We start from the raw sequence: 18,624 nt of genomic DNA, 5'->3' as shown, positions 1-18,624 counted from the left end.
AAGTGCCTGTTTTTGAAAGAAAAAACGTTCAAAATGGGGGTTGCCTAGCAAAACTTTATTTTAACGGCAACGGTGGGATGCGGGTTTGAGGTGGGGGAAAAAATCAGATGTTTAATATTACGGCACAGCGGTTATAGATCACGAATAAACACCTGACAACCAAAATAAACTCTTGCTACTCCCAACACCAATTCCGTAGTAATAAACATTTGCTTATTTCAATATAGATCCAATAATTTCTCGGGTTTTCCTCATCAGGAGCCCGAGTTTTTTATGTCTATTCCAATAGCTTTTCAATACAGTTATGTTCCTAAATCCTTGTCATTACTGGGTTTATCCAATATCCAATTCAATAATAAATCAATACTCATTCAATATTTTCTCTTTATTTTATCCCTCTTTTCTCCACTATCTTTTCTAGAATTTTTCCTTATTCCATTCCCAAAACTTTATTCCAACTCCGAAAAAAAGGTGAAAAAACGAGTGGAAAACAAGCGAAAAAACGGTCATTTTTGAACCGGAAATCCATCAAAATGGGGGTTCCGTAGCAAAACTTTATTTTAACTCGAACGGTGGAATGCGGGTTGGAGGGGGGAGATTTAGCAGGAGTTTATTTTGGTTGTACAGCGGTTGTCTAATTAAAAAATACAATCCCTAATTAAAATAAACATTACCGATTCCAACCTTGATTCCGTTAAAATAAACATTTCCGATTTCGGGGTCTGCATCAATAATTTCTCGGATAATAGATGAAAGAGTGGGGGAGAAAAGAGTTCTTTTTCTTCCCTCTTCCCTCTTCTTTTTGTTATATCCCTTGCCATCATTGGGTTTGCCCAATATCCCACTCAATATTTAACTCAATAATAAATCAATATACATCCAATATTTTTTTTCCTCTTCAATTCTTTTCTCCATTATTTTTCGGAGAACTTTATTTTAAAACAGAAAAAAAGGTGAAAAAACGAGTGGAAAAAAGGTGGAAAAACGTGCATTTTTGAACCGAAAAAGTGGAAAAATGGGGGTTCCGTCGGTAAACTTTATTTTAACTCGGACGGTGGAATGCGGGTTGGAAGGGTGGATTTTAGGAGGAGTTTATTTTGGTTGTACATAGTAGAGAAAAGAAATTTAATTTAGTTTGTAATATTTAATCCATATTGTTGAATATAAGAATTAAGAGGGAAGAAAGTGTTCCAATGTAGATATGCAAAGGAATATTGTAAAGAGTGTAACTGTTAGAATTGGCAGGTATCGAGTGGTGCGTTGTTGTTATTGTACAGTAATATTAAAGTTGGTAAATTTCATTAAAGTGGATAGCGACATTTATTAACCCTCTGTTCTAAAATAGGAACGGAGGTTTTTTTGGATACTTTGTTGCGATTTATTATCTTAAAATTTATGGGAGTAGTTAATTGTTGATGAAACTAATAATTGGATATTTATGTTAAAATACATATAGGATTCTGAATATTGAGTACCTCAACTAACGGGGCAGAAGAGTTAAATAAGGGGGAGATAAAGTGGCTTTAGGTTTCTACTTTACATTATGGTGGCATTTCCTCGTACTAATCATGTTGATTATGTTAGGAAGTGGTTTAGTTAGCTTCACATTCAAACGTTTCCCGTCATGGGTAATTTTAATAGTAAGTGGATTAGTGGGTTTAATTTATTCTATCGTTGTTGATGCTGTATCTTTAACTATTCTAATCGTTCCCATTTGTATTGTCTTTTCACTTATTCCTATCTTGTTTGCAAAATTTGCAGTTTTGCTTAAAGAAAAAGAGCAGCAAATTAAACAGAATAATGGTTAGCAATTAAACAAACGGGGGCGTTAATCGTTAAACCAAGAAGGATTGATTGCCTTTTTGTTGAAGTTATTAAGGTAACAGTATAGGTTAATTCAAGAAGTAAGGAAGGAACGGTGACATAATGGGTGATAAGAGAATAGATAAAGCAAACGAACTAATTGCGTTCTTTAGAAAGCATCCGAGTGTTCAGAGAACCTTTCTTAGAGGAAGTTTATCAAAAGGCAATCATGATGAATATTCGGATATTGATATAGGAATTGATGTCTCTGGTTCTGACAATGGAGAATTTGCAAAGGAATTACCAAGTTTAATTCAAAGTAACTTTAACATTTTATTTTACGATTGGAGTCCAAGTCTATTACCTAACGAGTACGTCATATCTTTTGTTCAAAAAGATTTTCCCGTATTTTGGTTAATTGATATTCAAGTTATGGCTACCCCACATATTCCTTCTTTGATAGAGGTACCAGTTAATAAGTACCATCATTTACTAAAATTATGGATTTTAAATTTAAAATATTTTTTAAGAGGTAATGAAGAGGCTGAATTTAATATAGTTAAATTAGCAAAAAGAACACTGAATAAAGAAATTGAAAATAACAATATTCTTTATTTAATGTCCCAAATAATAAAGGAAATAAAAGTAAATATAGAGCCAGAATTACATGATTTTATTGAAAAGTGTGAAGTTGAGTTAAACAAATATATATAATGTTATTATTAGAAATATGGAATTTGTGAAGTTATGTACTTAAAGTAACGGGTGCTTTTCTTAAAGAAGGAGAAGTACCTTCTTTGTTGAAGTTATTTAACTAAAGGGGTAGAATTAGTTTAACAAGAATCTCGTGAAGGTTATAATAAAATTGAAAGTTATAGAATTGTGGGGGAAAATCATTGATAAAAGGATTATATGAAGCACATTTACCAGTAAGTGATTTAAATCGTTCAATAGAGTTTTATACTGACCTAGGACTTGAACTTGATCATACCGTTGAGAATAGGTTGGCATTTTTATGGATTGAAAAAGATAAGAGTTGGTTGGGTTTATGGAAAAGCGATAGAGTAGAACTTGAATACCATCCATCTATAAGACATATAGCTTTTCAAGTTTCATTACAAGGACTAAAGGAATCGGTAACTTGGTTAAAGAACAAAGGATATAAACCTAGAGAGGCTTTTGGATTTAAGCCAGTGGAACCTTTTGTTATGCCTCACGAAGATTATGCACACGCTAAAATTCATTTTAATGATCCTGATGGTAATAGTTTAGAATTTATTTGTAAAATAGATAATCCCAAAAACATAACAGATCGTATGTATTTAAGTGAGTGGGAAGAAATAAATAAATAATAAATTATTTCATCTTCAACTAAACCAGCTAATAGTTGTCAATATTTTTCTCTAAAAAACTTAAATTAATTGTGATATACTTATTTTGCACTTGCCAAATAACCCTCCTGAATTCTTTAATTGGAAGGCTTTGGAGTATTTGGTTAAGTTAACTAGTTACGCAATATCTTGGAAGGTAGAGTTGCTTTTCAATATGGCGTAAATCCAATGTAATAGTTTATTGGCACACGCAATTATCGCTACTTTATAAGGCTTTCCTTCTTCTCGTTTTTTATCATAAAATGCTCGTAATTTCTTGTTACGAGGAATGATTTCTTCCGTTGTCTTTTGCTTGCGAGCATCACGGATTGCGGAGCGAACCGCCATAAATAAGGCATGTCTCAGTCGGCTAGATCCTCTTTTAGTAATACGATTGACTGTCCCCTTGAATCGTCCAGATTCAAAGACACTGGGATCTATACCGGCAAAAGTAAAAAGCCTAATTCCTCGCCCGAAACAGGCAGGAATTAGGCTTTTTATCCACGATATGATAAATCTCTCAATTGGTAAATACGTTGCGACGTTGTAAGTTCTATGGCAATCACAGGTGAAATTAAATTATAAAAATTTTGAATATATGGTAAAATAGAGTGAGGTTAAATGGCTTGTGTAGAAAAATAACTTACACATACGGGCTATTTAAAAGGAAGATAGTGTGCTGATTACGTTATAGATAGCCAATGATAAAGGAGGTAAGTTATTAATGATAAATATTTTTGTAGGATTAATCTTTGTCTTCTTTAAAACAAATTTAAGTTTTTGGGATATCGGAGTGACTTACTACATAACTAACATCATTGGATATGTCTCGATATTTTTTGGGATAATTGAATTGGGGAGAACGAAGCAAACAATTTTAAAGGTCAAACCCTATGTCATTATTATGATTGCTCACAGTATTTTCTTTTTCTTGTTGAATTTAACAGGTAATTCGCCCTTATCGATAGCTATGTCAACTACTTCAGGGATAATTGTAGCTGTAGTTGGAGTTGTGTTTATTATTGCAGGTATGTTTATGGTATTTATTATTATTTTCCAACTGCTGGACAGTTTAGCGACAAAAACGAATAAAAAGCCGTTATACAACTTAGTAAACGTTATGTCGTTCTTATTAATCTTGGCTGGTATAAGTGCTATCTTCAATTTTGCTCCGATGATAGCAACTTCTATGATGGGTGCTTTAGTATTACTGGAAGTATTATTTTTAATTAGCTATTATTACATTTTCCTAACCAAAAATGAAAAATACGCATAAAAGTTCAAGAAAAGGTTGTCAAAGAAGATCACCTTTTTCTTTTGGTTAAATACCTGGTATTATTATCTGAAAATTATGTTAATATTTAACTAGAAGTTAATAAGCTATTGAGGTAGGAAAGTGGCACAATAAAGGAGAATAAAAATGGCTTATAAATTTAGTGTTTTGACACAAGAACAAGCTGAAGATATCGCGTTTAACTGGCATTATGATGGGGAGTATTCTTTTTATGATATGATTTAGAACAATTTTTAAATCCAGAAGAACGAGGAAACGCAACGTTTGCTGTAACAAAAGGAGATGACCTGGTTGCTTTCCTTAGTGTTAGTAAAGTTACTGATAGAATTTTTGATATTGGTTTAGGAATGAGACCAGATTTAACTGGAAAAGGGAATGGGACAAGATTTTTAAGGGCAGGTATTAATTTTATCCAATCAGAATTCACACCTGAAAAAATCACATTATCAGTGGCAACTTTTAATCAAAGAGCGATAAATTTATACAGAAAAGTTGGTTTTAAAGATGTTGAGACTTTTATGCAAAATACAAATGGTAGTACATTTGAGTTTTTAAAAATGGAATATAAGTGTTAATGACGCTTATCAAATAAAGGGTGCTTTTGTATATCAAGGGCAATGAATTGCTGAGTCAAAGGAAAGGATAGTTGTGAGGAAGTGAAGGGAGGGAGAAATCATGAGTAAACGAAAGATAATAGCACTGGTTAATCTTTTAATAAGTGGTTTTATTGCTCTCATGATATCTATGTTTTTTGCTGGTGGAACCATTGCTGAAAATTATACAGATGAAACATATGTTGCACCAGAGTTTTTCATCATTCTTGTTATCTGGGGGGTTGGTGCGATATTCGTTCTAATTCAGTTTTATAAGGATTTAATACCTTATTTCATTATATCACTTATAATTACTTGGATTTCCATTCCTATAGGGATAAAAATAGGATTTTCTATGACTACGTAATTAAATGTTCACTAACGGCTGTGTTAATCATATCAGGGTTTCGTGAAAAAAGGCTTCTCCGAACATAAAGAGGCAAAGGTCAATTATTATTTTTATAACATCTTTCTTCTACTGGATTCTTGTTTGATTTCAATATAAAAATGGTATAATTTTCTTAATATTAATGAAAGGGGTGAGAGGTAACAATGATAATTTTAGAGAAGATAACCTTGGAAGTTAAATATATTGCCTCTCATTCAAACGGATAAAGATAAGGGAATTTTGTTTTCATGATTTGACTAGGCAATTATGAACTTCGGCATTTGTATGATTTTAAACATTTGGCCACAGGGTTATTTATATAATTCTGTGGCTTTTTTATGTGTAATCATATTAATTACTGTACTAAAGCAGAAAGCTTAGTTCACATTAACTTTGTTGTTATTTTTCTCTTCCCAAAGAGGAGTGATAGATATTGGATTACTATATAAGGGGGATCCCCAGTAGAATGAAATCTTTAACGGAGTTTGAAAAGGCAATAAAAAAAGACAAAGTTGATAGCGTCCTTGTGCAAAGGAATAATACTGTGATATTTGAATACTTTCGAAACAACAAAATGAAAGAAAAACAACATAAAATATATTCTGTCACAAAAAGCATTCTTTCTGCACTAATTGGAATTGCGATAGATAAAGGCTATATCGAAAATGTCAATACACCAATAATTAATTACTTTCCGGAATTTAATAAAGATAAAGAGGATCAGAGAATTGCGATCAAGCATCTATTAACTATGACTTCAGGGTTACATTGGCCGGGCAATAGTGGTATGATACCTAGCAAAAATTGGGTCAACTTTGTACTTAAACAGGACGTTGATCATCCTCCAGGAAAAGAAATGGTATACAGCTGCGGTTCATCACAGTTATTAAGTGCCATCTTACAAAAGACGACGGGATTACATACGGAAGACTTTGCTAAAAAGTATTTATTTACACCTTTAGGAATAACAGATTATAAGTGGAATCGTGATGCTCAAGATATAGCCATTGGTGGATTCGGATTAACAATGAAAACGGTTGATATGTTAAAATTCGGAGCTCTTTATGTAAATGAAGGACGATGGAAATCTAAACAAATCTTGCCTATTGAATGGATTGAGGAATCTACAAGTCCAAAAGTTAAAGTTAATGATGACACCTCCTATGCATACCACTGGTGGAATAAACAATTTGACAATCAAATAGGTAGGATTGTTCTAGCTGTAGGGTACGAGGGGCAATATATTATTCTTGCACCTGAATATCGGTTGGTAGTAGTGATGACAAGCAGTATAAAAGATGACACATCTAGACTTATAGATTATTTTAAGGACTATTTACTTCCTTGTGTCACTGATCACATTGTTAATAATGAATGAAGGAGTTATGCTGAAATACTTTCGGAGAATGTAGGTAAGGATAAATGAAAAGAATTATCTACCCGAACTTTAGATAAACATGGAAGCGTGGCTCATGGTTTTATAGTGAAGGTTTGAAATGAACATAACTTGTATTAAGAAAGTTAACTCGAAAATTTGAAGAAGATATATGAACACTAATCCACCAAGAAAAACTAATTAGTTTAAAAATAGTTAGTTTTCTTGGTGATATTTAATAAGTATTTTGTATCAACTCAAAAATTGATCTTGACTATTTTAAAGTTGATTCTCCCTTAAAGTCCGTCGAGTTAACTCTATAAAAGACTGTATAGGAATTGTCAATTCCTTATCACTATGCCAAGCAATCTGAGTATAAAGAGTTGGAACAGTTTGCTCCCATTTTAGTTCTTTCATACGACCATCCTTAATATCACGTTCTACTACCATTGCTGGTAGAATAGCTATTCCTAAATCAGCCATCACACATTGTTTTATGGCCTCTATACTAACAAATTCGAACTTATTAGTTGAGAAGACACCAGCTTCATGTAAAGTATCTTCTAAAATCGTGCGGTAGGAGCACCCTTTTTCAGTTAATAGAAAGGTTTCCTGTTCTAAGTCTTTCGTGAAGACTATATTTTTACTTGCTAAGGGATGTTCAGGTGAAGCTACAAGTTTCATTTCATCCTGGGTAAGCGGTTCTGTGGTTAGTGAATGTCCTGGTTTAACTATATCCATGATAAAAGCTATATCAAGATTTCCATTTCGTAATCCTTCTTTTGCTAATTCGTCGGAATGAGCAGGTTTAAATACCAGCTTAATATTAGGAAATTGCTTTTTAAATTCTTTTAGTATTGGCGGAAGACGGTAAGTGCATTGGCTTTCTTGTGCGCCAATCACAATGGTGCCTGAAGGTTCTTTTATCCCGCTAGTTACTAATTTTGCTTCCTCTGATAGTGCAATCATTTTCTCAGCATAATGTTTGAACTGTTTTCCTGATTCTGTTAAATATATTCTTTTTCCTAACCGTTCAAATAACTTCGTATCGAGTTCTTCTTCAAGGGACTTAATTTGTGCTGTTACACTAGATTGGGCAAATTTTAGTATCTTTGCTGTTTGTGTGAAGTTCAAATTCTCTGCAGCTACTTTAAACGTAATTAATTGCTTTGTCTCCATCTAAGTCACCTCTTAATCGGAATTTGTGATTGATATAATCGAAATCATCATCTTTATCGATTCTTATTTCCATTATAAGATAGGAGTATTCAAACAACAAACTATGTATGATAAAGGAGTAGTAAGTAATGACAATAGGCGTTATTTATGGAGGAACACGGGTAAATGGTAATACGGAGACTCTAACAGAACGAGTAATTCAAGATTTACCTGTGGAGAAGATATATTTAAAGGATTATGAAATCAAACCAATTAACGATCAGCGTCATGTTCAGGGGGGATTTGAAGAAGTAAATGATGATTATAACATTATCTTGAATAGGGTTCTGTCCCATGATATTCTTCTTTTCGCAACCCCTATTTATTGGTATAGTATGTCTGGAACAATGAAGTTGTTTATTGATCGCTGGTCACAGACATTAAAAGATGCGAACTATCCTGATTTTAAAGATGTTATGTCTTCCAAGAAAGCCTATGTAATTGCGGTTGGAGGAGATAGCCCATTATTAAAAGGACTACCATTGATTGAGCAATTTCAATACATTTTTGATTTTATAGGTATTTCTTTTGAGGGATATGTACTTGGTCAAGGGAATAAACCAAATGACATTCTTCAGGATGAGCAAGCATTGGTAATTGCAGAACAGATTCATGGCTCCTTAAAACATCAGGTAAATTAATAAATATAATGTTGTGCTCATCAAAATCATTAATGACCATTCGAAAACGGCACTCTATAATTATTATCTTGAAATTAAGAAAGGTGTTAGTGAGATAAAGCCTTAAGAAAACCAAATGGGCCTGCTTTATAGTAAAGGTTTCATTCTAACTCGAGCAGGCCTAATGATAATAGCACTTTAAAAGCAGCTTAGAATCTATTATTTTTATTTCGCTTTTTTTATACTTCAGTTTCCAAATCTAAGAAATTACTAACCTCTTTCACATAATCAGTAAGTGGATAGGCTTTGTATAGACGGCTTGATAATCGGATGGGATCTCCAAAGAAGTACCTTTCATATTGAGTTTGTCTCGTTCCAAATGAACTCATAGTCAGATCCCAGGCTAACCTAAATATTTTCACTCGATCCTTTGCGTTTTTCGTTGCTGCTTGAAGGTACTGATTGAGATCGTCTCGGATCGGAGAATTAAATGCATTTTCCGTAGGCAAACCAACCAGTCCGCTAGCTCCAATTAATTGAATGATTTCGGTGAAGCGGGGATAAATTTTAGGGAAGATGTTATTGGCAACCTGAAGTGGAACGATATTCGGTCGCATTGTTCCCCATTGGTCCAATGCTGCATCATTTTCCGATTTCTCCAACAATGCCTTTATTGTTTCAAGACCAATAATGATTTCTGACAGCTTTTCTTGTATATGTTGGTACTCGCTCACGTTAATGGTTTGTACTAAAAGCTCAGCAAGACCTAAAATGAATTCGGTTTTGACAATTTGTCTGGTCACGGCTTGGTGGGCCGTAAAAGCGTGAAAAGAACTTTGGAATAAGAAATCTGTGGCTGCCATAGCATTGTCATAATAGAATACTCGATTCCACGGAACTAGAACATTGTCAAACACAAGAAGGGTATCCATTTCTTCAAATCGAGAGCTTAAGGGATGATTAAAAAGTGAATCTCCACCAATGAACGACTCTCGGCAAATAAATTTTAAACCGATAGTATCTGATGGAATGGAAAAAGCAAAAGCTTCCTCCTCATCTAACAAGAAAGCTGGATTACTGAAAACTAATACTTCGTCAGTTAATCCGCCTTGAGTAGCTAGGAGACGTGCTCCTTTAATAACTATTCCTTCTTCATTCCGATCAACCACCCGGGCGACAATTGGTTCTTCTTCAGAGGATTCTAAATATGTTTCGGAACGATTTACTTGGGGTGAGACAAAGGTATGGGTGAATGAAAGGTCTTTTTTCATCGCTAATTTATATAAAGATTGAATATTTTCCGGAAAACAATTTACACGTCCACTTAATACAGGAGAAGAAGAGGCAAAACTCATTACAGCGGTATTGAGGTAATCTGGACTCCTTCCCATCAAACCACCAGTTTGTCTAGCCCAATGCTCAGCTGCTTTTCGTCTTTTTATTAAGTCATCCTTCTTTTTGGGTTGTAAGAAGGAAAGGCCGACAGAATCACCTGTTTCTGGCGAAAGAAAAGTCAACTCATCTTTATATTTAGGATGATGCTGCATATCATATAAGGAAGCCTTAGTCTGAAGAACTCCTTTAAATACTGGATGCTCAGAGATTTTCCCCTCTATCTTTTTTCCATCTAGCCAAATTTCAGTATCTAGCTGATTTAAGCGATTAATAAATTCCGTCCCATTAATTGCTCCCATAATAACACTCCTATATCCATTTGCTTTTTAATGCAGATTCATCTCCACTGTACTATTTTATTAGTCTATTCCCTTGTCAGTTCCACTATTATCATTGGAAAAGCAATCTAAAGTCATCTGATTTTAGCTAATTCCCAACAGCAGAAACCAAACTGAAAAGCTCAAGTAGTACTTCATAAGAGCAAAAAAGTAGTTAATACTATAAATATGTTGTTAAATTTATACGTAATGGTTTGAAATAAAAAGACAAGAGGGAGTTTATATAAATGAAAGCAATCATTATTAATCAATATGGCTCTATTAATGAATTAAAGGAGCAAGAGATACCAACACCCGAAATCGAGAATAATCAAGTTCTTGTCGAGTTATATGCGACATCGATAAATCCAATAGACTGGAAGATGCGTTACGGATATTTGAAAGAGATGCTTCCATTTTCTTTCCCAATCATTTTAGGTTGGGATGCAGCTGGGGTTGTGAAAGAAGTAGGAAAAGATGTGACAAGATTTAAGGTAGGGGACCGTGTCTTTGCTCGACCAGCAACAACTAACAAAGGAACATATGCTGAATATACAGCAGTAGATGAGGATTTACTGGCTCTAATTCCTGATAACATAACATTTGAAGAGGCTGCGGCAGTTCCACTTGCAGGTGAGACCGCATGGCAATGTCTGGTTGATTTTTCAAATATAAAAGCGGGAGATAAAGTTTTAATACATGCAGGTGCTGGTGGTGTTGGCAGTTATGCGATTCAGTTTGCTAAGCATTTTGGTGCGTATGTGGCTTCTACTGCCAGTGAAAAAAATAAAGAATTGTTAAATGAATTAGGTGTTGACCAATTTATTAATTATAAAGAACAAGACTTTTCGGACGTCTTATCCGATTACGATATCGTGCTGGATACGATGGGTGGAGAAATAATGGATAAGAGTTTTGATGTGTTAAAGGAAGGCGGAAAGCTCGTATCAATTGCAGGCACGCCAAGCGAGGAAAGGGCAAAGGAAAAAGGGATAAAGGCTGGTTCTTACTGGCTTAATCCGAGTGGAAAACAGCTTTCTGAAATTGCAGATCTAATGGAACGCGGTATTGTTAAATCAATCATCGGACACGTTATGCCATTTACAGAAGCTGGCTTGAAGGAAGCCCATCAATTAAGTGAGACACATCATGCAAAAGGGAAAATCGTTATTAAGATAAAATAATAAAGGATATATGTTCCGTCTTTAAAATGCTTAAATGACAATGGATTTATCCTTTCAAACAGGAATATAAGAAGCTAATGTCCTATTTTGCTGACATTAGCTTTTTTCGTTGTCACGATTGAAAATTTGATTATTAGATAGAATTTTATACAAAATTTAGAAACCTATGATACACTTTTTGAAAAAGGAACCTCATATTTACATAAAAGTATATGAAATATAGGTGTAATATTTTATTAGAATGGGTGAGTTGAAAAGTGAACATAAGAAAACCAAATGAGGTAGAAATTGAAAAGATATTAGCACTTACTCCACAAGCGATATTTGAGGGAACTTTAGGTGAAACACAACCAACGCTGGAAAAAGCAAAACAGCTGGTAGAACCTCTCTTAAAGAAGGGGTGTTATTATTTAATATCCACGGAAAACAATGTAATGACAGGGTGGATTCTGATAGGAGGAAGCAAAGACAAATTTTCTGGTAAGGCTTTCGGATTTATTTATGAAGTATTTGTTTTAGAGGAATATAGAGGTAAAGGTATTTCCAAACAATTAATTAAAACAGGTATGGAACAATTGAAACAAGAAGGATACTCCGAAATTCGTTTAAGCGTATTTGCTGGAAATCCCGCGATGAAAATATATGAAAGCTTGGGCTTTGAAAACAGGACAATTACTATGAGTATTTCCTTATAAGATAAGTTTTTTTCATAAAAGATACTAAAATAGCAGGATGGTTATGTATATTCTAGTTAAACTACAGATAATAAGAGGAGCATTATAAAAAAGTGGATGGGGTAAATACCCGTCCACTTTTTACATTAGTATTCTTTTGTTCCGTGACACCACTAATGTTTAGATGTGGAAATATATGGAGATAGATTGGATGTAGATACGTTCTATTCAACATGTTACATTGACAAATTATCAAATAAATATGTTATAATTAGTACCAGGTATTAATATTAGATACTAATAAATGAGGTGAACACATGATTGGGGCAAGAATAACGGCTATTGGAACATATGTGCCGGAAAAACGACTAACTAATTTTGAATTGGAGCAAATGGTCGAAACGAATAATGAATGGATTGTTCAAAGGACAGGAATTCATGAGCGTAGAATATCACGTTCTGATGAATTCACTAGTGATTTATGTGTATCTGCTATAAAAGATTTAATGCAAAGGTATGATAAAAAAGTCGATGATGTAGATATGATTATCGTTGCAACAAGTACACCAGATTTTCCATTTCCATCTGTCTCAAGCATCATACAAGACCGATTAAATATCTCGCAAACAGGTGCTTTAGATTTGAGTGCCGCTTGTGCTGGATTTGTTTACGGGTTGCATACAGCACATACTTATATAGCGTCTGGATTGCACAAAAAGGTTCTTGTCGTAGGAGCGGAAACGTTATCGAAAATCACCGATTATACCGATAGAAGCACATGTGTATTATTTGGTGATGGTGCAGGAGCGGTATTGATTGAAAGCGATGAGAAACAAAACAGTTTCATGGGGTTCCATTTAGGAAGTGATGGAAGTGGAGCTCAACATGTATACCGTACTGGGCTATCAAACAAGGTTAATGGGATTGAGTTAATCGATACACAATACCTTGTGCAAAATGGTAGAGAAGTTTTTCGCTGGGTTACAAGAAATGTTCCAGAAAATATTAGACAGTTGTTAGAGAAGTCACAGATGCGTTTGGATGAGGTAGATTGGTTGATTCCCCATAGTGCTAACTTACGGTTGATAGAACCAATTTGTGAAAAATTAGATTTCCCATTGGAAAAAGCGCTTTACAGCTTGGTCAAGTTTGGAAATACATCAGCAGCAACCATACCTTTAGCGCTTGAACTAGGCCTAAGGGAAGGAAAGGTCAAAAATGGAGATCGCGTTTTGATGTATGGCTTTGGAGCAGGTTTAGTCCATGCAGGGCAGCTTTTAGAAATAAATTTTGACGAGCAGGTTAATACGCCTGTAGGGTTGTGAGGACTTTTACTAAAAAAAGTGAGTACCTATGACTTTTAAAAGGTTGGGATTGAGAGTGGGAAAAAAGCAGTGGGAACAATGGTACTCAATCCTGATTATCTTGAATTCAATACAAATTGGGATTGGATATGATTAGAATTCAATCCCTTTCCTTGCAAATACAGTAGAACGATTATAGTATATAAATTGGGTAGAGAATTATATTTTGAAATGATTGGTTTTTGTTAATCGAAATGAACCATCATGGCAATCTTGGTTAGGATTAGGATAGGAACCCCTTTAACGACAAGATTTTGAGGGGACTATAGGTAACCAGCAATTTACCCATTAATTGAATAGGATTTTCTTCGGGGTCGGGTGCAATTCCCAACCGGCGGTGATGAGGGCAACCTCTTAGTCCGTGACCCGTGTTTAATTAGTGAACACGGTGGATTTGGTGAAATTCCAAAGCCGACAGTAAAAGTCTGGATGGGAGAAGAAAAGCGGAAATTGTTCAAAAAACTATTGGACTTTAGTTTTGTTGTGCACTGTTCTCCCCTGCCTAGATAAGCAGGGGATTTTTTTTACAATGGAAAAACTTTTAACTGGAGGGAGGAATAGTGTTCTACTAACATTATATGTGTATCTCTCTAGCATAAAAAACAACTCGGTAGAGCAATAAAGAGGCCAAATACTATAAGCATAAAGTTTTGGTGAAATAGATACCATTTACGCAAACTCCATTTGTAATGTTGAACTAGGCATATCATTAGTTAGAAATATCGCAGTAAACATTACGGAAAGAAAATGGATATTCCGGCAGAATTCACTATTAGTTTTTCTAACATATGTTTGAAGGACGCTGAATTGTTAGGAAAGACCCATTTTATTTCTGCAACATAAAACCCTCTTCAATCACCAGAAGACCCCAAGGTGAAAGTCCCATTTACGTTATCTTTTTACGATTGAATTTTTGGATTGTAATTTATGAATTTGTCCTTTTAGAGCACCGTAGTGATGCTTCTTTGGTATGGAGTTAAATTGAAATTGTGTTTCTCTCATCCTATTAAGTCTTAGGATGTTAATAATCTACCTCGCATTAAATGGAAGTTCGTTCTGTGTAATGGGCTACCTAGAACTAAATAAGGAGAATGCCGGACCTCTGTATAGGTAGAACGTATCACGTTTCTAGAGGATGTTTTTTAGGCGCGAGTTCATGAGTAGTCCAGAGTGCCGGCATAACGGCAGTGTAATTTAAAGAGGAGGAATAACGTTGTTCACTGGAATCATTGAGGAAATGGGCAGCATCGATGAAGTGAAAAAGCAGGGAGAAACGATTTCCCTTTCTATTAAAGCAAATAAAATAATGGAGGATATAAAACTGGGCGATAGTATTGCAATCAATGGTGTTTGTTTAACCGTAACGGATATTCATAATAATCGTTTCTTTGCTGATGTTATGCCTGAAACCTTCCATACAACCACATTAGCTAATCTGCAAAAAGGAACTTCAGTCAACCTGGAGAGAGCAATGCGTGCAGATAGCCGATTCGGGGGACATATTGTAACCGGACATGTCGATACTATTGGCAGAATAACGAAAAGAGAGAGAAGACAGAACGCAATCTATATTAATATTTCGCTACCGCCTAACTTCAAGCATGTAGTTTTGTTAAAAGGATCGATAGCAATTGACGGTATTTCTCTAACTGTTTTTAATAAAGCAGATACTAGTGTAACAGTTTCCATTATACCGCATACAGCGAATGAAACGGTACTCGGTAAAAAAAGAGTAGGAGAAGACGTAAATATAGAATTTGATGTTATAGGCAAATACATCTACTCGATTGTTGGCACTAAGGAATCCACCCTGCCACCCAATACTATTTCAAATGAGTTTCTGAAAGAGCATGGATTTAGCTGATTGGAAAGCCCACCAGAACCTTATGGGGAATGGGATTAGGTGAGGATAGTGGATTAATGTGATCAGTGCCCTTTTACGGGAAAGGAAGCAGGAAAAGGTAACAGAGCAGGTTGATCAGTGCCCTTTTACGAGAGTGGAAGCAGGAAAAGGTAACAGAGCAGGTTGATCAGTGCCCTTTTACCGGAATGAAAGCAGGAAAAGGTAACAGAGAAGGCCGGTCAGTGCCCTTTTACCGGAATGAAAGCAGGAAAAGGTAACAGAGAAGGTCGATCCGTGCCCTTTTACCGGAATGAAAGCAGGAAAAGGTAACAGAGCAGGTTGATCAGTGCCCTTTTACCGGAAAGGAAGCGGGAAAAGGTAACAGAGGAAGGTGATCCGTGCCCTTTTACGGGAAAGGAAGCAGGAAAAGGTAACAGAGCAGGTTGATCCGTGCCCTTTTACCGGAATGAAAGCAGGAAAAGGTAACAGAGCAGCACAATCACAGCCTATTATAGGAAGTTGTAACAGAAAAACATAATCAGCTCGGATGGATGAAGAGAGGAGAAGGTGAATGTTTCACAAAGTTGAAGAAGCATTGGAAGATTTAAGGGCGGGAAAAGTCATCATAGTATGTGATGATGAAAATAGAGAAAACGAAGGCGATTTTATAGGATTAGCGGAGTTTGTATCTCCAGAGATGATAAATTTTATGGCAAAAGAGGGGAGAGGGCTCATTTGTGCTCCTGTTGCGGAAGGGTTGGCTCAGAAATTGGCGTTGAAGCCAATGGTAGATAGGAATACGGATCATTATGAAACAGCTTTTACCGTTAGTATTGACCATGTTCAGACAACAACTGGAATAAGTGCTGGGGAAAGGGCGTTAACTATAAAAAAATTGCTACAAGACGATTCGTGTCCTGCTGATTTCAAAAGACCTGGGCATGTTTTTCCTTTAATTGCAAAAGCAGGTGGAGTATTAGAACGTGCGGGGCATACAGAGGCGGCGATTGATTTAGCGAGATTAGCGGGTGCAGAACCAGCAGGTGTAATTTGCGAAATTATGAATGATGATGGAACAATGGCTCGTGTTCCAGATTTGGAAAGAATCGCTGCGAAATTCGCTATTAAATTAATCACAATTGAAGCTCTCATTCAATATCGGTTAAAAATCGATACAGATAGTAAGCGAGTAGAATTTTAATAGACCAATTACACTAACTTAATGGAGGAAATGGACAAATGAAACAAGTTGTTGAAGGTAATTTAGTCGGGAAAGATATAAAAGTTGGTATTATCATTGCTAGGTTTAATGAATTTATCACTAGCAAATTGCTTAGTGGGGCGGAAGATGCGTTAAGAAGACATGGAGTAAACGAAGCTGATATAACTCAAGTCTGGGTTCCAGGTGCATTCGAAATTTCGATTGCTGCTAAAAAGCTAGCGGAAAGAGGGGAATATGATGCAATCATTACATTAGGAGCCATAATTCGGGGAGCTACACCTCACTTTGAATATGTAAGTAATGAAACAGCAAAAGGTATTGCTAGTATAAGTTTGCAAACAGGAGTCCCTATCATATTTGGGATATTGACGACAGATACGATCGAGCAAGCAATTGAGCGTGCAGGAACAAAAGCGGGGAACAAAGGATATGAAGCGGCGGTTAATGCGATTGAAATGGCCAATTTGTTTAAAGCTATGGAACAGTAGTAATTTTAGGGGCAGCGATATGCTGCCCTTTTCTACGTTTACAATTCTTCTTTTTCACCTTCCTATATTATTTTCACCTCAGGAAACTCTTTTAGAAGGTTGTTACAATGCTTCTACTAGTCTATTTCATTGCTATAGACCCACTCGAATTTATTTGATATATTAATAATCCATTAATGAAAGGAAGGGTCATTGTAATGTTGAGAACACCTCGTATTGCCTTTTTATCGGTTATCAGCAACAGCTTTGTCGTGCTGTTAAAATTAATAGTTGGCGTAATCACAGGTTCTGTAGCCGTCATATCGGAAGCAATCCATTCTTCTCTAGACCTATTAGCCTCGCTAATAGCATTTATATCGGTTAGAATATCTGGAAAACCAGCTGATAAGGAGCATCCCTTTGGGCATGGAAAAGTAGAAAACATCTCAGGAACGATTGAGACGCTTCTAATCTTTGTTGCCGGAATCTGGATAATTTACGAATGTATTCATAAACTCCTATATCCTGAAGCTATAAAATTTCCTTTCCTTGCACTAGCGGTAATGCTAGTTGGAGCGATTGTCAATTTCATTGTTTCTAGAATAGTAAAGAAAGAGGCTGATAGAGTTAATTCTATTGCAATGAAATCAAATGCTTTCCATCTTCTTACAGACGTTTATACATCATTAGGTGTCGCAGCGGGACTATTTTTGGTTTACTTAACAGATTGGCATATTCTTGATCCGATAATAGGCATTGCGTTAGCACTTTATATCATGTTTGAAGCAGTAAAATTAATGAAAGAGGCGTTTCCACCTCTCCTTGATGCTAAACTGAATCAAAAAGAAGAAGAAAAGATATTAGACATCATTCATAAATATCAAGATCAATTTCTTGAAATACATGATTTTAAAACTAGAAGATCAGGTCCAAATGAATATATTGAATTTCACATGGTAGTTCTTTCCCATAAAACAGTTAAAACCATACATGAATTATGCGATAAAATAGAACATGATATTCAAACAGAATTTGAAAAATCACATGTCCTTATTCATGTTGAACCTGAAACAGAATTACAATAAAAACTAGTAAGGAAGTTATAAGCTTTAAAAGGAAGCTATAGATTATGAAAGGCTATAGTCAAAGTTAAATACTGCAATAAGAAAGTAAGGTGATCATGGATGGTCGCCTTTTTCTTTTGGCAATAATATTTAAGTTTAGTATCTGTTAAAAAAATCATCTACAAACAGTGGAGAGAGTTAAAGAAGGAACATTGGTTAAAATGATTTCGTCATATAATTACGAAGTCGTTGATGAAGGCAAAAGGAGTATTTTTAATCCATAATAGCTCACAGCTACTATGTAAAAGGAGCATTCCTGTAATGAAGAAATTTGAGGATTGAAACAAAAAGAGCCCTCTTGGTATCATACGAGGTGTCCAAAGCTTCGAAGCAAAAATGGACCCTTAATTTAAGTAACCAAGGAGGACTCAAT

General features: G+C 35.2%; 16 protein-coding genes, 3 pseudogenes and 1 riboswitch. Of the genes and pseudogenes, 15 read left to right on the top strand and 4 right to left on the bottom strand.

The genetic code is table 11. The features are described 5' to 3' along the window. Window positions 1-654: 654 nt before the first annotated feature. Entirely contained in the window at window positions 655-849 is a 195-nt protein-coding gene (locus AAIB49_RS17290) for a hypothetical protein (RefSeq protein WP_343458741.1), read from the bottom strand. Between the two features lie 668 nt (window positions 850-1,517). Here AAIB49_RS17290 and AAIB49_RS17285 point away from each other — a divergent pair. The 3 genes from AAIB49_RS17285 (at window position 1,518) to AAIB49_RS17275 (ending at window position 3,155) form a co-directional block, all read left to right on the top strand. Continuing rightward, a complete protein-coding gene (locus AAIB49_RS17285; protein ID WP_343458739.1) occupies window positions 1,518-1,808 on the top strand; it encodes a hypothetical protein in 291 nt (96 codons plus the stop codon). 118 nt (window positions 1,809-1,926) lie between these two features. Next, complete coding sequence (locus AAIB49_RS17280) at window positions 1,927-2,517, top strand: nucleotidyltransferase domain-containing protein (protein WP_343458737.1); 591 nt, start codon at window positions 1,927-1,929, stop codon at window positions 2,515-2,517. A gap of 182 nt (window positions 2,518-2,699) precedes the next feature. Next, on the top strand, window positions 2,700-3,155 hold the full coding sequence (locus AAIB49_RS17275) for a VOC family protein (RefSeq protein ID WP_091773355.1): 456 nt from the start codon (window positions 2,700-2,702) through the stop codon (window positions 3,153-3,155). A 156-nt stretch (window positions 3,156-3,311) separates the two neighbouring features. On the opposite strand, the pseudogene AAIB49_RS17270 reads toward AAIB49_RS17275, so the two are convergent. Then, window positions 3,312-3,650: pseudogene (locus tag AAIB49_RS17270) on the bottom strand (transposase); the annotation flags it as partial. A 376-nt stretch (window positions 3,651-4,026) separates the two neighbouring features. Here AAIB49_RS17270 and AAIB49_RS17265 point away from each other — a divergent pair. The 4 genes and pseudogenes from AAIB49_RS17265 (at window position 4,027) to AAIB49_RS17250 (ending at window position 6,826) form a co-directional block, all read left to right on the top strand. Beyond that, complete coding sequence (locus tag AAIB49_RS17265) at window positions 4,027-4,449, top strand: hypothetical protein (protein ID WP_339216985.1); 423 nt, start codon at window positions 4,027-4,029, stop codon at window positions 4,447-4,449. 144 nt (window positions 4,450-4,593) lie between these two features. Beyond that, a pseudogene (locus tag AAIB49_RS17260) lies at window positions 4,594-5,042 on the top strand (GNAT family N-acetyltransferase). 100 nt (window positions 5,043-5,142) lie between these two features. Further along, window positions 5,143-5,427 carry a hypothetical protein gene (locus tag AAIB49_RS17255; RefSeq protein ID WP_339216984.1) on the top strand — a complete coding sequence of 95 codons (285 nt, stop codon included), beginning with the start codon at window positions 5,143-5,145 and terminating at the stop codon, window positions 5,425-5,427. Between the two features lie 487 nt (window positions 5,428-5,914). Continuing rightward, a complete protein-coding gene (locus AAIB49_RS17250; RefSeq protein ID WP_339216983.1) occupies window positions 5,915-6,826 on the top strand; it encodes a serine hydrolase domain-containing protein in 912 nt (303 codons plus the stop codon). Window positions 6,827-7,102: 276 nt separating this feature from the next. Here the strand turns inward: AAIB49_RS17250 and AAIB49_RS17245 are convergent, their stop codons facing one another. After that, window positions 7,103-8,002, bottom strand: coding sequence for a LysR family transcriptional regulator (locus AAIB49_RS17245; RefSeq protein ID WP_343458732.1), 900 nt, complete (start codon window positions 8,000-8,002; stop codon window positions 7,103-7,105). Between the two features lie 128 nt (window positions 8,003-8,130). On the opposite strand from AAIB49_RS17245, the gene AAIB49_RS17240 reads away from it, so the two are divergent. Then, window positions 8,131-8,682 (top strand): flavodoxin family protein, encoded by a 552-nt coding sequence (locus AAIB49_RS17240; RefSeq protein WP_343458730.1) that lies wholly within the window; start codon window positions 8,131-8,133, stop codon window positions 8,680-8,682. A gap of 218 nt (window positions 8,683-8,900) precedes the next feature. Here the strand turns inward: AAIB49_RS17240 and hpaB are convergent, their stop codons facing one another. Further along, the gene (gene hpaB, locus AAIB49_RS17235) at window positions 8,901-10,355 is read right to left on the bottom strand and encodes a 4-hydroxyphenylacetate 3-monooxygenase, oxygenase component (RefSeq protein WP_343458728.1); all 1,455 of its coding nucleotides are present in this window, start codon (window positions 10,353-10,355) and stop codon (window positions 8,901-8,903) included. A gap of 266 nt (window positions 10,356-10,621) precedes the next feature. Between hpaB and AAIB49_RS17230 the strand changes: the two genes are divergently transcribed. From AAIB49_RS17230 to AAIB49_RS17200, 7 genes and pseudogenes are all read left to right on the top strand, one after another. After that, on the top strand, window positions 10,622-11,557 hold the full coding sequence (locus tag AAIB49_RS17230) for an NADP-dependent oxidoreductase (protein ID WP_343458727.1): 936 nt from the start codon (window positions 10,622-10,624) through the stop codon (window positions 11,555-11,557). Window positions 11,558-11,814: 257 nt separating this feature from the next. Continuing rightward, window positions 11,815-12,252 (top strand): GNAT family N-acetyltransferase, encoded by a 438-nt coding sequence (locus AAIB49_RS17225; protein ID WP_343458726.1) that lies wholly within the window; start codon window positions 11,815-11,817, stop codon window positions 12,250-12,252. A 296-nt stretch (window positions 12,253-12,548) separates the two neighbouring features. Continuing rightward, the gene (locus AAIB49_RS17220; RefSeq protein ID WP_339216977.1) at window positions 12,549-13,556 is read left to right on the top strand and encodes a ketoacyl-ACP synthase III; all 1,008 of its coding nucleotides are present in this window, start codon (window positions 12,549-12,551) and stop codon (window positions 13,554-13,556) included. Window positions 13,557-13,895: 339 nt separating this feature from the next. Continuing rightward, window positions 13,896-14,040, top strand: a riboswitch (FMN riboswitch). A 768-nt stretch (window positions 14,041-14,808) separates the two neighbouring features. Beyond that, a complete protein-coding gene (ribE, locus tag AAIB49_RS17215; protein WP_339216975.1) occupies window positions 14,809-15,459 on the top strand; it encodes a riboflavin synthase in 651 nt (216 codons plus the stop codon). Between the two features lie 550 nt (window positions 15,460-16,009). Continuing rightward, a pseudogene (gene ribB, locus AAIB49_RS17210) lies at window positions 16,010-16,615 on the top strand (3,4-dihydroxy-2-butanone-4-phosphate synthase); the annotation flags it as partial. 62 nt (window positions 16,616-16,677) lie between these two features. Next, window positions 16,678-17,148, top strand: coding sequence for a 6,7-dimethyl-8-ribityllumazine synthase (gene ribH, locus AAIB49_RS17205; protein WP_343458725.1), 471 nt, complete (start codon window positions 16,678-16,680; stop codon window positions 17,146-17,148). Between the two features lie 197 nt (window positions 17,149-17,345). Beyond that, entirely contained in the window at window positions 17,346-18,212 is an 867-nt protein-coding gene (locus AAIB49_RS17200; RefSeq protein WP_339216972.1) for a cation diffusion facilitator family transporter, read from the top strand. Window positions 18,213-18,624 lie beyond the last annotated feature (412 nt).

This window comes from Ornithinibacillus proteolyticus, from assembly GCF_039581225.1.
Classification (GTDB): domain Bacteria; phylum Bacillota; class Bacilli; order Bacillales; family Amphibacillaceae; genus Ornithinibacillus; species Ornithinibacillus massiliensis.
Note: the sequence above shows the minus strand (reverse complement) of the source record. Positions and strands in the feature narration are given on the sequence as shown.

Excerpts from the sequence above, each read along its gene's own strand:
- AAIB49_RS17230 (WP_343458727.1), top strand. The coding sequence starts at position 10,622 with ATGAAAGCAATCATTATTAATCAATATGGCTCTATTAATGAATTAAAG.
- ribH (WP_343458725.1), top strand. The coding sequence starts at position 16,678 with ATGAAACAAGTTGTTGAAGGTAATTTAGTCGGGAAAGATATAAAAGTT.
- AAIB49_RS17245 (WP_343458732.1), bottom strand. The coding sequence starts at position 8,002 with ATGGAGACAAAGCAATTAATTACGTTTAAAGTAGCTGCAGAGAATTTG.
- AAIB49_RS17280 (WP_343458737.1), top strand. The coding sequence starts at position 1,927 with ATGGGTGATAAGAGAATAGATAAAGCAAACGAACTAATTGCGTTCTTT.
- hpaB (WP_343458728.1), bottom strand. The coding sequence starts at position 10,355 with ATGGGAGCAATTAATGGGACGGAATTTATTAATCGCTTAAATCAGCTA.
- AAIB49_RS17220 (WP_339216977.1), top strand. The coding sequence starts at position 12,549 with ATGATTGGGGCAAGAATAACGGCTATTGGAACATATGTGCCGGAAAAA.
- AAIB49_RS17255 (WP_339216984.1), top strand. The coding sequence starts at position 5,143 with ATGAGTAAACGAAAGATAATAGCACTGGTTAATCTTTTAATAAGTGGT.
- AAIB49_RS17200 (WP_339216972.1), top strand. The coding sequence starts at position 17,346 with ATGTTGAGAACACCTCGTATTGCCTTTTTATCGGTTATCAGCAACAGC.
- AAIB49_RS17240 (WP_343458730.1), top strand. The coding sequence starts at position 8,131 with ATGACAATAGGCGTTATTTATGGAGGAACACGGGTAAATGGTAATACG.
- AAIB49_RS17250 (WP_339216983.1), top strand. The coding sequence starts at position 5,915 with ATGAAATCTTTAACGGAGTTTGAAAAGGCAATAAAAAAAGACAAAGTT.